This is a genomic window from Mesorhizobium sp. M1A.F.Ca.ET.072.01.1.1 (assembly GCF_004023325.1).
Taxonomy (GTDB): Bacteria; Pseudomonadota; Alphaproteobacteria; order Rhizobiales; family Rhizobiaceae; genus Mesorhizobium.
Genome location: NZ_RZSF01000021.1, coordinates 26783 through 41204 on the forward strand (window position 1 = coordinate 26783; position 14422 = coordinate 41204).

The 14422-nt window shown below is 60.3% G+C and carries 13 protein-coding genes and 2 pseudogenes; 2 read left to right on the forward strand and 13 right to left on the reverse strand.

Annotation, left to right across the window (positions count from 1 at the left end; translation table 11 throughout):
* Positions 1–174 precede the first annotated feature (174 nt).
* The 13 genes and pseudogenes from EOA32_RS05490 to EOA32_RS38405 all read right to left on the reverse strand — a co-directional run.
* Positions 175–512, reverse strand: a pseudogene (locus EOA32_RS05490) (IS110 family transposase); the annotation flags it as partial.
* A gap of 354 nt (positions 513–866) precedes the next feature.
* Positions 867–1901 (reverse strand): L-threonine 3-dehydrogenase, encoded by a 1035-nt coding sequence (tdh, locus tag EOA32_RS05495; protein WP_128371104.1) that lies wholly within the window; start codon positions 1899–1901, stop codon positions 867–869.
* Positions 1902–1946: 45 nt separating this feature from the next.
* A pseudogene (locus EOA32_RS05500) lies at positions 1947–2114 on the reverse strand (glycine C-acetyltransferase); the annotation flags it as partial.
* 76 nt (positions 2115–2190) lie between these two features.
* Positions 2191–3882, reverse strand: a complete 1692-nt coding sequence (nifA, locus tag EOA32_RS05505) for a nif-specific transcriptional activator NifA (protein ID WP_245499168.1) — start codon at positions 3880–3882, stop codon at positions 2191–2193.
* Positions 3883–4095: 213 nt separating this feature from the next.
* Positions 4096–4389, reverse strand: coding sequence for a ferredoxin family protein (locus EOA32_RS05510; RefSeq protein ID WP_128371106.1), 294 nt, complete (start codon positions 4387–4389; stop codon positions 4096–4098).
* A 10-nt stretch (positions 4390–4399) separates the two neighbouring features.
* Positions 4400–5707 carry an FAD-dependent oxidoreductase gene (locus tag EOA32_RS05515; RefSeq protein ID WP_128371107.1) on the reverse strand — a complete coding sequence of 436 codons (1308 nt, stop codon included), beginning with the start codon at positions 5705–5707 and terminating at the stop codon, positions 4400–4402.
* 10 nt (positions 5708–5717) lie between these two features.
* Positions 5718–6827: an electron transfer flavoprotein subunit alpha/FixB family protein gene (locus tag EOA32_RS05520; protein ID WP_128371108.1), complete on the reverse strand. Its 1110-nt coding sequence runs from the start codon at positions 6825–6827 to the stop codon at positions 5718–5720.
* Between the two features lie 15 nt (positions 6828–6842).
* Entirely contained in the window at positions 6843–7691 is an 849-nt protein-coding gene (locus tag EOA32_RS05525) for an electron transfer flavoprotein subunit beta/FixA family protein (RefSeq protein WP_128371109.1), read from the reverse strand.
* A 184-nt stretch (positions 7692–7875) separates the two neighbouring features.
* Positions 7876–8256, reverse strand: a complete 381-nt coding sequence (gene nifW / locus EOA32_RS05530) for a nitrogenase stabilizing/protective protein NifW (protein WP_128371110.1) — start codon at positions 8254–8256, stop codon at positions 7876–7878.
* Positions 8253–9461, reverse strand: a complete 1209-nt coding sequence (gene nifV / locus EOA32_RS05535; protein ID WP_128371111.1) for a homocitrate synthase — start codon at positions 9459–9461, stop codon at positions 8253–8255. Before nifV ends, nifW begins: the two co-directional genes overlap by 4 nt.
* Positions 9458–10675 (reverse strand): cysteine desulfurase NifS, encoded by a 1218-nt coding sequence (nifS, locus tag EOA32_RS05540; RefSeq protein ID WP_128371112.1) that lies wholly within the window; start codon positions 10673–10675, stop codon positions 9458–9460. The genes nifV and nifS overlap by 4 nt, the downstream gene beginning before the upstream one ends.
* A 15-nt stretch (positions 10676–10690) precedes the next feature.
* On the reverse strand, positions 10691–11011 hold the full coding sequence (locus EOA32_RS05545; protein ID WP_071073088.1) for an iron-sulfur cluster assembly accessory protein: 321 nt from the start codon (positions 11009–11011) through the stop codon (positions 10691–10693).
* 174 nt (positions 11012–11185) lie between these two features.
* A complete protein-coding gene (locus EOA32_RS38405; RefSeq protein ID WP_189406925.1) occupies positions 11186–11338 on the reverse strand; it encodes a hypothetical protein in 153 nt (50 codons plus the stop codon).
* Between the two features lie 276 nt (positions 11339–11614).
* Here EOA32_RS38405 and EOA32_RS05550 point away from each other — a divergent pair, with 276 nt between their 5' ends.
* Both EOA32_RS05550 and EOA32_RS05555 read left to right on the forward strand, forming a co-directional pair.
* Positions 11615–12676, forward strand: a complete 1062-nt coding sequence (locus EOA32_RS05550; protein ID WP_128371113.1) for a ChuX/HutX family heme-like substrate-binding protein — start codon at positions 11615–11617, stop codon at positions 12674–12676.
* 656 nt (positions 12677–13332) lie between these two features.
* Positions 13333–14130: a calcium-binding protein gene (locus tag EOA32_RS05555; protein ID WP_128371114.1), complete on the forward strand. Its 798-nt coding sequence runs from the start codon at positions 13333–13335 to the stop codon at positions 14128–14130.
* Positions 14131–14422 lie beyond the last annotated feature (292 nt).

Consider the following 14422-nt stretch of genomic DNA (forward strand, 5'->3'; position numbering starts at 1 on the left):
ACCGCTCACACTTTTCCTTGAAAATTGCTCTAACGGTCATTTTGGGGCGGCGATCATTGCGCCGTTTAATTGGCCACACCATCAGCATAACTGACCCACCCGGCGAGCGATACGTGGCAGTCGTGGCGCCTAGAATATTAAAATCCCCTAAGCACAACATGCTCGATGACCTGAGACCCTGAAGCCGACCACATCCCAGGCTGCTTTGACGAACTCCTCCTTCGTCAGCGCCGTGATGCTTGCCGGTGTTGGAAAGACATCGAGGAACGCGAAGAACCAATCGCTGCGGCTGTTTCCACGAAAGCGATCGATCTCGGGAAAATAAAGCGGCAGGTAGTGCGTCAGGATACGGTGCTGGATTCGGTCTTGGCTCTTGCGATCGCTTCATGCGTCTTCGACAGCTCCTGCACGTCGTTGATTCCGGCGCGAAGTGGATCGTGATAGCGCTGCGTCGCCTGGATTCTCAGCATGTGCAGGATCACCTGCGCATCCTTGGGATCGTTCTTGTCCCAACTGCGCAAGCGCGGGCAACAATCGATCTATGCAAGGAGGACTACAACCGGAACTGACCGCACTCAGCCCTGGGAAACATCACGCCCACCGAATTCGCCAAGAAAATGGCGCTGGAAAAACAGGCCGCATGAAGCCAGAAAATGAAACTCTGGACTCTCCATTGAACCGGAGGGACAAGGGTCTCAGGTCAGTCCATTTGATCTCCTGTGCGGAGTACGAGTTCATCAGAACGGCGGGGTTGGCCCCCTTCCTCGAATGCTCGACGAGCGTCACTATCCGACAGTAGTCAATCCCAAACGAACGTCTGACGTGTGTGGCGCTGGCAGCGCCAAGGCTTGACGGAGGCACAACGCCTACCAATCCATCACCACCTTGCCCGAACTGCCGCTGCGCATCGCGTCGAAGCCCACCTGGAAATCATCGATCCCAATGCGGTGCGTGATCAACCCCGAAACATCCAGCGGTCCCTGCACGAGGGCGATCATCTTGTACCAGGTCTCGAACATCTCGCGGCCGTAGATGCCCTTCAAGTGCAGCATCTTGAAGATGACCTTGTTCCAGTCGATCTCGAAGCCGTTGGGCGCTATGCCGAGGATGGCGATCTTGCCGCCATTGTTCATGATGTCGATCATGTCGCGGAAGGCGGGCGCCGCGCCCGACATCTCCAGGCCGACATCAAAGCCTTCGGTCATACCGAGCTTCGGCATGACGTCGCGCAGCTTCTCCTTCGACGCATCGACGACATGCTGGACGCCGAGCTTGCGCGCCAGGTCCAGCCGGACCGGGTTGATGTCGGTGATGACGACTTTCCGCGCGCCGACGCATTGGGCGACCAGCGCGCCCATGATGCCGATCGGTCCGGCGCCGGTGACCAGCACGTCCTCGCCGACCAGATCGAAGGAGAGTGCAGTGTGCACGGCATTGCCCAGCGGATCGAAGATTGCCGCGATCTCGTCGGGCACGTCATCGGGGATCGGCACGACATCGTGCTGCGGGATCACCATGTATTCGCCAAAGGCGCCGGGACGGTTGACGCCGACGCCAAGCGTGTTGCGGCAGAGATGCCCTCTGCCCGCGCGGCAGTTGCGGCAATGGCCGCAGACGATATGGCCTTCGCCCGAGACGCGCTGGCCGACCTTGTATTCGGTGACCGCGGCTCCGAAATCGGCGACGGTGCCGACGAATTCATGGCCGGTCACCATCGGCACCGGCACCGTCTTCTGCGCCCACTGGTCCCAATTGTAGATGTGGACGTCGGTCCCGCAGATCGCGGTCTTCTTGACCTTGATCAGAACGTCGTTGGGGCCGATCTCCGGCACCGGCACCTCTTCCATCCAGATGCCCGGCTCGGCCTTGGCCTTCACCAGCGCCTTCATCATGTTGGACATTCTTTTGTTCCTTGAAGATCTTGATCCGAAGCCGTTTCTCGGCCGTTAGGAAATCACGCCCAGTTCCTTGCCGATCGCGCCGAACGCCTCGACCGCGCGGTCGATATCGGCGCTCGAATGGGCGGCCGACATCTGCGTGCGGATGCGCGCCTGGCCCTTCGGCACCACCGGGAAAGAAAAGCCGATGACATAGATGCCGCACTTCAGCATGCGTTGCGTCGAGTCGCGTCTGAAAGGCCACCACTAGCACACGGCGCGAGGAGGCCTGACGTTTGACGTCGCAGGGCGTCTAGAACTTCTTCACCTCGATACCATGCCGACGCAGGGCATAGCCGACTTGCCGCGGCGTGAGGCCGAGGATACGCCCAGCCTTCGCCTGAACCCAGCCGGCCTTCTGCATCGCGTCGATCAGCCGGTCGCGATCGGTCACACGCATGCCTGTTGTACCCGAGGCAGGATCGCTCGGACCGCGGCCGTTGACGGGCACCGCAGCGCCCTCGGAGGCGCCGATGCGCCTGGCTCCCAGCGGCGATTCAACCGGCAACCTGTTGCGGCCGAACTCATCGCTGGCATTGCCGTCATTTGCACGTGCAGCTCCTTTCCAGAGGAGGGAAGACAGGCACTGGCTATTCTGGCAGGCAAAATCTGAAGTGCCGATCGTGCTTGAACGCGCAAGCGTGGCCGTCCTTCGCACGCAGTTTTCCAGCTCACGGACGTTGCCAGGGAAGTAGCATTGCGAGATCAGGTCAAGCGCCGACGGCGCGAAGGCGAGCTCGCAATGGTTCTCCCTATTGAATCGATCGAGGAAGGCCTTCGCAAGGTGTGGAATATCGCCAGGTCGCTCTCTGAGCGGTGGCAGCATGATTGGCACCACATTGATGCGGTAGTAAAGATCGGCCCTGAACTCTCCGTTCACGACAGCCGTCTCGAGGTCCTTGTTGGTGGCGCATATGAGCCGGACGTCGACCGTTAGCGTCCTGGTGCCGCCGACGCGCTCCAACTCGCCTTCCTGCAAGACGCGCAACAGCTTTGCCTGGAAGGCAGGCGAAATCTCGCCGATTTCGTCAAGCAACAGGGTTCCGCCATTCGCCAATTCGAAACGGCCGGCGCGCTGCGCGACAGCCCCGGTGAAGGCGCCCTTTTCATGCCCAAACAACTCCGATTCCAGAACGCTTTCAGGCAGCGCGGCACAGTTCAGTTTGACGAAAGCCTTCTTACTGCGAGGTGAAAGCTTATGGATGGCCTGTGCAAAGAATTCCTTGCCGGTGCCGCTTTCACCCCGCAAAAGCACGGTGGAGTTAGTCCTTGCTACGACCGCGGCGGTTTCAAGCACCTGCTTGAGTGCGAGACTTTCCCCGATGATCCCGTCGATTTTGACATGCGAATGCCGGGCAGGGCGGGTCTCCTTTTCATCAAGGGATTTCTCCGGTTTCCGTTGCTCCTCGACAAGCCGCTGACGATCTGTGCTCAGGATGCGATGGAGGCGGATGGTCCGGCCGACAAGGTTGCCGACCATCGTCAGGAAGCGTACGTCTTCGTCGCAACACACGCTGGCGGCGCCGTCCCCGACACGGTCGATCGACAATGTCCCGAGCATTTCATCCTCAGCCTCTACTGGCACTCCGATAAAGGTAACCGGCATGGTGGCGCGGCTCGAAGCCGTTTGAAGATCAGCCTGAAATAGTTCGGACTTGCTGACATCGTGTATGACGAGCGGCCTCCCCGTAGCGACGATCCGGTCTACCACGGCCTGCGGTATGACGCGCCGCCGGTCCGATTGAGGTGCGTGGTTGTTGCCGGAGGTTACGGCAATCTCCACCTCGCCTTCCGCGTCCAGGACGACGATTGCTCCATGACGCATTTGCACAAACGAGGAGAGTACGTTGACGACATTGGCAAGCGTGATCTCCAGCCGCGTGGGGGCGGTCAGGATCTCGGATATCTCATAGATTCCCCTGCGCGGGATGTTCGGCTCGTGCATGGCTTTGATAGGTGGCGGAGCGGCGCGAAGCCCATCCCGCATTACTTGACCCATGGAAACACCTCAGGGGTTGTAAGGTGCCCCTTCCAAAGCGCCTTTCTTTCGACTCGCGACATCCTAGTATTCACGAGCCCCTGTTCAATTGCAAATTGTCATGTTGCAATCGCAACAGTTCCAGGTATCGGCTCTGGCAACGGCGCGCGCGTGCCGGGGTCATCCGAACTTGAAGAGCACACCGAAGCCGCCGCGCGGATAATTCCACTCGATCTCACCACTGGCCTCGCACAGTATCCGACAGGTGCCGCACTCCATGCAGCCGTCGGCGGTGATCTCCACTTGGCCCTCGTCGGTCAATTCATAGCATTGGGCCGGGCAGACGCGGGTCAACGCGAGCAGGTTGGCGCTTGGCTTCCGGTGTGGCCGCACTTTGATATGCGGGCGCCCCGAATCGACCAAGTAGCGATTCTGGTAGAGCTTCTCCTCGATGCGTGACGCTGGGATTGTCATTTCGTGTCTCCTAGCGCCAGGCAAATGTCAGGCGGACCACGTCGCTCAGCAGCCCCCAGCGCGAACGCGCCTTGATGAAGGCAGTAGTGGTCGCCTTTTCCTTGTCGATTTTCGGGGTGCCGTCGACCCGCATGAAGTTCTGGGCCGCCTGCGACATCAGCTGCGGGTAGGTGGTGAAGAAATTTCGTGAATTGGTGTGGAGCAGGGCCGGCATGTCCTTGTATTTCTTCAGGTCTTTGATTACGAAAGACTTGTCTAACATGGTCTTGTAGAGCGCAAGGTTCTGTCTGGTCATGGGCCGCTTGCGGCTCTTGACCTGCACGATTGCCTCAGCGGCGATGCGGCCGGAGGTCATGGCGAGGTTCGAACCCTCGCGGTGGACGGCGTTGTTCAATTGTGCGGCATCGCCGACCACCACCCAACCGTCGCCAAAAAGCTGCGGAATCGCCTTGTAGCCACCTTCGGGAATGAGATGCGCGGCATATTCTTTCACCTCTGAGCCGGCGATTAGAGGCCGGATCGAAGGATGATTTTTTAACGTATCGAGTACGACGTATGGGCTCTCCATCGTCGCAGTGAAATCCGAAACAAGGCAGCCGATGCCCAGTGAGATCGACTCCTTGTTGGTGTAAAGGAAGCCGAGCCCGGCCATGCTGCGCGAGATTGTACCCACGGCCTCGATCACGCAGCCTTCACCGGCCTTGAGGCCGAACCGCTGCTCGATGACCTCTTCAGGCAGGAAATGCATTTCCTTGACCGCGAGCGCCACGGATTTCGGCCTCGGCATCTCGCGAAGCCCGGCGCGCGTGCCAAGCAGTCCGGAGACACCTTCTGCAAGAACGACAACGTCGGCGAAAATCTCTCCGCCGGTCCGGTCGGTGCGGACGCCGACCACCTTGTCCTTGGCATCGCGCACGAGTTCCGTCACGGTCGTCTCGCACAGAACCGTCGCACCGGCCTCGCGCACCTTACGCGAAAACCATTTGTCGAACTGGGCGCGGATGATCGTATAGCGGTTGGGCTTGGCCTCATTGAAGTCGTCCGACCGATAGTGAATCCCGGTGTGGGATGTGTCGTCCATCACCCAAAGCCGCTGTTCAACCAAATGCCGCTCGAGAGGCGCATCATCCCGGAAATCCGGGATGATCTTCTCCAGCATGTTCGCGTACATGATTGCACCCTGGACATTCTTGGAGCCCGGATATTCACCTCGCTCCAACTGCAGCACCTTTAGGCCTTGGCTTGCCATGATGTAAGCAGCAGCGTTACCGGACATACCGGCTCCAACAACAATGGCGTCGAATTTTTCTTCGATCATGTCCAGTTCTCTAGCTCGCAAGTTTATCGCGATTGTGGGGCGACAGCCGCCTGGTGAAGGCTTCCGTCAGTGCGGGCAGGAAGCGGATCGCGTCGGTGACGATCCCAAGGTGGGCGAAATCGAAGATCGGCGCGTTCGGGTCGGTGTTGATGGCCACGATGAGATCCGCCCCTTCGACGCCAACCCGGTGCTGGATGGCGCCGGAAATTCCGGCCGCTATGTAAAGCTTCGGCCGGATGGTTTTGCCAGTTTGGCCGATCTGCCGATCAGCCGACAGCCAGCCCTTCTGGACCAACGGGCGCGAACAGCCATGCTCTGCGCCAATTGCTCGCGCGAGATCCTTCACAAGCTGCAGGTTCTCCGCCGCGCCTAGACCGAGACCTCCCGCAACCACAACGTCGGCATAAGCAAGATTCACCTTTGCCGACTGGCTATCCGGCAAGAAGCCGAGGATTTTGGTAACGATGTCGTCCTCCACTACCGATAGCTGGTGCCGGATAACACGCCCGACCGGCTTATCCACCCGCTGCGGCATGGGCATGACCCTCGGTCGCACTGTCGCCATCTGCGGTCGGTAATTGAGCGTATAGATCGTGCACAACAAGGAACCGCCGAAAGTCGGACGGGTCGCGGCGAGCGAACCGTCGGTATCCACATCGAGTTCGGTGCAGTCGGCTGTAAGCCCTGTCTGCAACGTCGTCGCGACCGAACCGGCAAGATCCCTGCCGAGAGTGGTCGCCCCGAGAAGCAGGATCTCGGGTTTGTGGGTATCGACCAGATCCGTCATCGCCTTGGCGAAAGGCTCGTTCCTATAGTCTGCAAGCAGCGGCGCCTCGACGTAGTAGACAAGATCGGCGCCGTAAGCGAAAGCCTCGGCTACCGCAGAGTGGGTGGTCTCTCCCGGCGGTCCGAGCACGATCCCCGCAAGCTCGACGCCAAGCTTGTCGGCGAGCTTGCGACCTTCACCGAGCAATTCGAATGATACGGGATGGACCTGGCCGCGCTCGAGCTCGATGAAGACCCAGACGTGGCGGTAGTCCTTGAAACGCTCGGGCAGCTCCTTCTTTGTGCCGGCACGGCCGGCGGCAGGGCGGGGGGGTTCTCGGTTCGCGGTCGACATCGTCTCTCCTTGCCGTCACGCGCCGCCGTTGAAGGCGAGCTCCTGTTCCAGCGCCGGCTGGCGGGTTAAGATCGCGGCGATGAGTTCGTCAGCGAGATCGCGTAAGGTCATCTCTGTGTCGATAAGTGCTGCTTTTTCCGCGCGCGCAGTAGGGGCGAACACGCGCTTGACGACCGTCGGCGAGCCGCGCAGGCCGCATCTGGTGAGGTCATCAATGCCGGCGTCGGCCGCACTCCATTTCAAGACCTGGCTGCGTGCGGCGCATAGAGCGTCCTCGAGGGAGCCCCGACGGAGCTCGTTGGTGCCTTCCAGCATCGTGATGAGACAAGGGAGCCTGCTCTTCAGCATCTGCGTGCCGCCTTCACAGCGGCGCTCGACCTTGATCTCGCGCGCAGCCAGGTCAACGGAGGGGATCTTCGCGACATAGGTGAGTTGCAGGAGATCGAGACGCTTGGCGATGCCGGGCCCGACTTGGGCGGTATCGCCATCGATCGTCTGCTTACCGGTGAAGACGATGTCTGGCGTGCCGAACGTCTCGCCAACCTTCGCGATAGCCTGGGAAAGAGCGAAGGAGGTCGCCAGCGTGTCGGAGCCGGCAAAATAGCGGTCGGTCAAGAGCACCGCGCGGTCGGCGCCGTAACCGAGCGCCTTGCGCAATGCGTCCTCGGCCATGGGCGGGCCCATGCTGAGCACGGTGACCTCGCCGCCATAAGCGTCGCGCAGTCTGAGTGCTTCTTCGAGGGCGAATAGGTCGTAAGGATTGATGATGGTAGGCACACCCTGGCGCATGATCGTGTTCGTGACGGGATGGACCCGTATCTGTGCCGAGTCCGGCACCTGCTTGATACAGACGACGATGTGCATTGGCGGTCTCGCTAGGCTTCTATCGGGATGCGGGCTTGGCAGTTGATCCTTGGCAGCATCATTCGTGCCAACTGTTCTGCGTGCTCCTATTCCTCGAGGCTCGGTTGGTTCCTTCCAGGGGAGGCGTTCGTGATGACACGATTTGTCGGCTTCTCGACATTGTCGCGTCGCAACCATGTCGCGCTCATTCTTTTGCGAACCGCTTCAGTACGGACTCGAACGGGACGAAGGTGCGGCCGGGCCTGGCAGGCTTGTTCGGATCGTGGTCTTTGAGCACCTTGAAGATCCGGTGCGTAAGCGGAGAGGAAGTCGCGAAGTCCTCGTAAGCGCGTTGCAGCGTTGCGCGCACCCGCGCGGCGACCACCTGGTCGGGCAGACCGGATAGATCTTCTTCGGCAAGGTATTGGCCCACGCGCTTCATGATATGAAGCCGTGAGACATTCAGCACGTTTGGATCATAAGAGACCCCAAGGAGCGCGAAGAACTCCTCCGCGGCCGACAGGCCCTTCAGTCGCGCGAGGATGTCGGTAACGTCGATGGGGCGGCCGTCAGGGGAACAATTCATTGCAATCTCGCTGGTCGGACAACTGTGGCGTCGCCATGTTCGTCGCCGAACTGGCCTGGACCGGTGACATCCGCGAGGCGTGCCTCGCTGCACATTCCATCGTAGAGCTCGACCAGTTGAGTTGCTGTCACGATCGATTTGGTCTCGGCCGCCTTGCGGCGGACGCGAGCCACGATTGCGGCTGCCAAATCCGGGTCGAGATCGCGACCGCTTTCGCTCAGCACACGGGCAATTGCGGTGGCGCCGGAATGCTTACCGATGACGATACGCCGGCAGCGGCCCACGAGTGCCGGGTCGAGCCCCTGATAGGCGCGCGAGTCCTTCAGCAGCCCTGCGACGTGAGTGCCGGATTCGTGGGTGAAAACATCGGCGCCGACGACAGGCTTAATAGCCGCCGTCTGCCGGCGGGCGGCGCAAGCCACCTGGGCGGCGAGGTCGGGCAATGCGGTCAGCTCGATGCCGGTATCCGCGCCGTCGATGACGGCCATCGCGGCCGCCACCTCTTCCAGCGCGGCATTACCCGCACGCTCGCCGAGCCCGAGGACGGTGACGGACGCATGGCGTGCGCCTGCGCGGATCGCGGCCAGCGTGTTGGCGGCCGCAAGGCCGAGATCGTTGTGCGCATGAAATTCGAGGTCGATTTCAGACTTCGCCATGAGGTGGGCGACAAGTTCGAAAGTCGAGAAAGGGTCGAGAATGCCGACCGTGTCGGCCAGCCTAACGCGGCTTGCGCCGGCGCGGGCAGCCGTTTCGATGACGCGGGCAAGATGATCCCGATCGGCCCGCGAGGCATCCTCGCAGCCCACAGCGACGAAGAAGCCACCGGCGACTGCCCGCCTCACTATATCCTCAATGAGCTGGAGCGCTTCCGCCTGATCGAGGCCGAGCTTGGCGCCAAGTTGAATGTCCGATGCAGGCAGCGACAGATTGACGGCGCCGACGCCGCTCTCGATCGCTGCGTCGAGATCCCGCGCCTTCATCCGGCACCAGGCCATGAGCCGAACCGGGAGACGCCGCGCGACCGCGGCGCGAATTGTTTCGATCTCGTCGGCGCCCATGATCGGGGTGCCGATCTCGATCTCTGGGACGCCGGCGGCCACAAGAGACTCGGCGAGCTCCAGCTTTTCCGCCGTCGTAAAGGCGACACCGGGCGCCTGCTCCCCGTCGCGCAAGGTCGTGTCGTTGAGGAAGACATCACGGCTCATGAATGGCAGCCTGTTCTGCTGCCGCTCAGGTATAGACCGGATCGAACGTCTTCGGGACTTCGCCCACGCGGCCCAGGACCGGGAGAGTCACGCAACTTCTCCATGATTGCCGGCATGACCTCAAGCACCCGGTCGACGTCTTCTTCGCTGTTATCGCGCGCAAACGAGAAGCGAACTGCCCCGTGTGGCATCTTCATCGCGCTCAGGACATGGCTGGGTTCCATTGAGCCGGAGGTGCAGGCGGACCCGGAGGAACAGGCGATGCCCACGCGGCTGAGCAGATGTGGGATTCCATCGTTTTCGGTATGCTCAAAGGAGATGTTTGCGGTGTTTGGCAACCGCTCCATCGGATCGCCAGTGACACAGGTGTTTGGGATGCGCTGGAGGATGCCATCTTCCAGGCGGTCGCGCAGCGACTTTACCCGTGTCGTCGCGTCATCCATGAATTTCAAGGCGAGTTCGGCTGCCGTGCCGAGCCCGACTATGCCGGGCGTGTTCTCGGTACCGGCACGCCGGTCATGCTGTTGGTGCCCTCCCTTGATCATCGAGCGGAAGTGCACGCCACGCTTTATCCAAAGTGCGCCGATCCCTTTGGGTCCATGAAGCTTGTGGCCGGAGAGCGACAGCATGTCGATAGCGGTCGATTTCAGGTCCATCGGAAGCTTGCCGACCGTCTGCACTGCATCGGTATGGAAAAGGGCGCCAATTTCCTTGGCCAACTCGGCGAGCTTGGCCACGGGAAAGATCGTACCGGTTTCGTTGTTCGCCCACATTACTGAGACGATTGCCACACGGGGCGAGAGGGCTGCCTTGTAGGCATCGAGGTCAAGCCGGCCACGACGATCCACGGGGATTCTGTGGACCTTGACGCGGCGAGTCTGCTCAAGATGCGCGCACAGCGCCAATACGGCGGGATGCTCGACCGCGGACGTCACGATCTCGGTTCGGTCGGGCGTGACCTCGAGCGCCGAAAGGATCGCTGCATTGTCGCTTTCTGTTCCGCCCGAGGTGAAGGTGATCTCATCGTCGAACTGCGCGCCGATCAGCGCCTGCAACTGCCGCCGCGCCTTTTTTATCGCCGCACCGACTGAGGCGCCAAAAGCATGCGTCGACGAAGGGTTGCCAAATTGATCCGTGAAGTACGGCAACATCGCTTGCACAACGTCAGGATCGACCCGTGTCGTTGCGTTGTTGTCGAGGTAGACAGGCCTCATACGAACAGTCCTCAGTTAACTGAAGGACTTGCCGCAGCCGCACTTGTCCCGCGCGTTGGGGTTGTCGAAGACAAAGCCGGAAGAGTCGAGCCCGGTGACGAAGTCGACGGTCATGCCGGCGACATGGGGTTGGGAGTCTGCGTCCACAAACAGCTTGATCCCATCTGTCTCCGTGATCACATCGCCCTGGCGCGAGACGCTCTCCAGGCCCATTATGTATTTGAACCCGGCGCAGCCGCCGGTCTGGACCATAATGCGAAAGCCCTCCGCTTGCTCGCTGGTGCGGGAAAGAGCGGTCTTGACGGCGGCAACAGCATTGTCGGTGAGCGTGATCATAGCAAGATATCTCCTCAATCCGTGACGAACGTCTTTGCGGATCACGCTGCAGGGACCGTGCCAAAGAGGAAAAAACCGTCTCAACACGGCGCGATCCCTCTAGAGGCGCTATCAATCTTGTTGGCTGAAAAGAGGTCGGGCAACCGACACGCACTGTCGGGTTTGTCGAGTACGTCACACAAAGTGTCCGGCCTCGGTTCCCACTGAACTCTCACATAAATCATTGATGAGCGTGCGGAACTTTTTTTGCGCTTGTTCAGGCGAATTGGCACGACTTTTGAAGCGCTTATTGGCGGTTGCGGCAAAAACCGCCGAGACAACAATCATGCTGCGAGTGCCCTCGCGATCGATCGAATGGAGCAAGCCACATGTCAGGGCTGGGGCAACATGTCAGAGCTGGGTCAGAACCGCTCTGCGCCGGTGGAATCGGCTCCTCGCCGCTCAGACGACACGCCCGGTTTCGATGGCGATCACGCACTCTCGCCAGCAGCACCCTGCTCCTGGACGAGCAGGAGGTCGGCATCGCGCACCACGCTGCGCTCAGTCGACCGACCACCCGGCAGGGCAGCTGATCCTCAACAAGCAGATGAAGGTCGTTAACACATGGACCAGCGCGAGAGACCATCGCCGCACGAAATCCGGCGGGCGCAGCAAGACAATCCTAAGATCCGTGAGCACGATCTCGCCGCCCGACTGGGCATTTCGGAAGCGGAACTGGTCGCCGCGCATTGCGGTCAGGGCGCAATTCGTGTCGAGCCGCGTGTCAATGATCTGCTGACCGGCCTCGAGGCGGTCGGCGAGGTGGTGGCGCATACCCGCAATGAAAGTGCGGTGCACGAAAAGATCGGCGTCTACGACAAGGTGATCACCGGCAACAAGCATGCTCTGGTCCTTGGCGACGACATCGACTTGCGCATCTTCCCGAAAGTGTGGGCGCATGGCTTTGCTGTCGAGAAGCGCAATGGCAAGGACGTTAGCCGTAGCCTGCAATTCTTTGATGCCGCCGGCAAGGCGATGCACAAGGTGCAACTCGGACCCGCCTCAAATCTCGATGCTTATCAGAAGCTGGTGGCTGACCTGGAATCCTCGAACCAGGAGCCGATCATAGTATTCAAGGCGAGCGGAGCCAACGATGACGCAGAGGTCCCTGACCAAGCCACCACGGTGCAGGATCTACGCGAGTGCTGGAGCCAGCTGACGGACGTGCATCAGTTCTTCGACATGTTGAAGCGACTGAAGCTCAGCCGCCGCGAGGCGGTGCGTATGGTCGGCGAGGTTTACGCTTGGGCGCTCGAAAAGGACGCCATCGGCGCCATGTTTCAACAGGCGGCCGAAGATGAAATGCCGATCATGTGCTTTGTAGGCAATCGTGGCTGCATCCAGATCCATTCCGGTCCAATCAAGTGGGTCAAAACAATCGGGCCGTGGATCAATGTGCTCGACGAGACCTTCCATCTGCATCTCGGGACCCACCACGTCCGCGAGATCTGGGCCGTTCGCAAGCCGACCAAGGACGGTCACGTCACCTCGCTCGAAGCCTACGACGCCGATGGCAAGATGATCGTCCAGTTCTTTGGTAAGCGCCGCGAAGGCGAAGGCGAGCGCGAGGACTGGCGGTTTCTGGCCGAGACCCTGCCACGCATTCCCGGTCCGACCGCTGCATGAGGCAAGACCCATTGCATGTTGTTTTCCGTTTTCGCTCGGCGCTCGCGCCGGAGCTCGGCATTCTGCTGGCCATCGCTTTGCCTGCGGAGCGAGTGAGCGCGTAGCTATTGCTTCCGTACTGTCACAGATCGTTCGATCGTCGCAATCGACTGCGCGCTTGGCGGGGAAAGACATGTCGCCGCTCGAATTCGACGAGATACTACCCGAATTCCGCTGAAGGTTGACCGATGTCGGCCACGTGCGTCAGCTGTCGGCGAAGGTTGTTTTGTCGGTCAGTCCGTCCAACATTGCGGCCGTGCTGCAAAACGAGGTCCATGCTTCGTTCAAGTGCCGTCCTCAAAGCACTAAGGTCCTTGGTTAGGCCATTGCTTGCTTGTGATCTGATCCGCAGGCGGAACAACTCTTAATCTGGCGACAGCACCCGGTGGGCAGAGCGGGAGAGCAGGACGCCCTCGGGCCGCGCGTGTTTTCCGGCATCCACTGGCACCCGCCTCGCCTCATTGCGCGCACGACCTGGTGGCGCCATGGCGCACCCGAGGATGATACATCCATCGCGTAAATATGTTGAATCGGAACAATCAATTTTGCCGATAACCTGAGGAGAGATATGAAAAGGTTCAGGTGGCGTGGGGACGCATGATTAAGGAGTGTCTCTGATGGCTATCCATGGTAGTCCGCGCGACAATACCCTCTTCGGCACCAATGGTGACGATGTGATCACAGATCCCGACGGCAATGACTGGATTGACGCTCTTGCCGGTAACGATTCCATTTCGGCGGGGCCCGGCAATGATCGAGTCTTCGGTGGCACAGGAAATGATCATGTCTTTGGCGAGGAGGGCAATGACTACCTCTACGGCGACAGCGGGCGAGACGGACCGCACATCACTGCTGAGGATAATGACAAGCTCTATGGGGGGCCGGGTAACGACACGCTCTTTGTTGGTGACGGAAGGGATTTTCTGACCGGGGGCACAGGCAACGACACGTTTGTGTTCCAATTCCACAACCCGATCCCTGGATATGACCCGCTTTTCGGGCCGGACCCGGATAATACCTCGATCTTGGATTTCAACCCGGCGGACGACACTTTGGCCTTCGATGCGGTCGGCCTCGGTAGCGACGGTTTTGGCGCGAACTTCGTCAACCACGCCAGCTCACGGTCTGGCCATCCAGTTGACACCTTCTACAGCGGCGACGCCGCGGGCGCGAACGGCGAGCATGTCGTCGTGCTCACCAACTCGTTCAGCAACGGCTCCCAGGCTGCGGATGCGATCTCCAATGAGCATACCGGCGACATTATCGTTTACTATAATCCGTTAACCCGTTCAGGGAATCTGGCCTACGTCAGCTCCAATAACCATGCCGAGGATTTTGCTCATCTCGGTAATGTCCACAGTGTCGCGGATCTGGCCGGGCTTGGGTTGAGCGCGTGGGACTTTAACTTCGTCTGATCCGCGGGAACCGTTTTGGATCGGATAGGACGCGATGCGCTACCGCGTAGATAAACCGCCCCTTTGGTTCGCGCGGATCGCCTCTGTGGTTAGATGACGGCGCGGCTGTCGCGCTTGCCCTTGCAAAGGCCGGAAGATCAGCGTGCCACTGCCTGCAGACTGATGTGCGGAAAGGGCTGAAGAGAAGGTTTATTATCTTGGCCTTTGCACGGCCCATCGTTCTGCTCAAGCAGCAGCGGCGCCGACGAGGCGCATGATGGCCTCATTGGGGAAGATGCCGACCTCGGTGCTC

Bases quoted from the DNA above. Each gene is read 5' to 3' on its own strand.
- tdh (WP_128371104.1), bottom strand. From the start codon at position 1,901: ATGTCCAACATGATGAAGGCGCTGGTGAAGGCCAAGGCCGAGCCGGGC.
- EOA32_RS05545 (WP_071073088.1), bottom strand. From the start codon at position 11,011: ATGATCACGCTCACCGACAATGCTGTTGCCGCCGTCAAGACCGCTCTT.
- nifV (WP_128371111.1), bottom strand. From the start codon at position 9,461: ATGAGCCGTGATGTCTTCCTCAACGACACGACCTTGCGCGACGGGGAG.
- EOA32_RS05525 (WP_128371109.1), bottom strand. From the start codon at position 7,691: ATGCACATCGTCGTCTGTATCAAGCAGGTGCCGGACTCGGCACAGATA.
- EOA32_RS05510 (WP_128371106.1), bottom strand. From the start codon at position 4,389: ATGACAATCCCAGCGTCACGCATCGAGGAGAAGCTCTACCAGAATCGC.
- EOA32_RS38405 (WP_189406925.1), bottom strand. From the start codon at position 11,338: ATGATTGTTGTCTCGGCGGTTTTTGCCGCAACCGCCAATAAGCGCTTC.
- nifW (WP_128371110.1), bottom strand. From the start codon at position 8,256: ATGAATTGTTCCCCTGACGGCCGCCCCATCGACGTTACCGACATCCTC.
- EOA32_RS05520 (WP_128371108.1), bottom strand. From the start codon at position 6,827: ATGTCGACCGCGAACCGAGAACCCCCCCGCCCTGCCGCCGGCCGTGCC.
- nifA (WP_245499168.1), bottom strand. From the start codon at position 3,882: ATGCACGAGCCGAACATCCCGCGCAGGGGAATCTATGAGATATCCGAG.
- EOA32_RS05515 (WP_128371107.1), bottom strand. From the start codon at position 5,707: ATGATCGAAGAAAAATTCGACGCCATTGTTGTTGGAGCCGGTATGTCC.
- nifS (WP_128371112.1), bottom strand. From the start codon at position 10,675: ATGAGGCCTGTCTACCTCGACAACAACGCAACGACACGGGTCGATCCT.
- EOA32_RS05550 (WP_128371113.1), top strand. From the start codon at position 11,615: ATGGACCAGCGCGAGAGACCATCGCCGCACGAAATCCGGCGGGCGCAG.
- EOA32_RS05555 (WP_128371114.1), top strand. From the start codon at position 13,333: ATGGCTATCCATGGTAGTCCGCGCGACAATACCCTCTTCGGCACCAAT.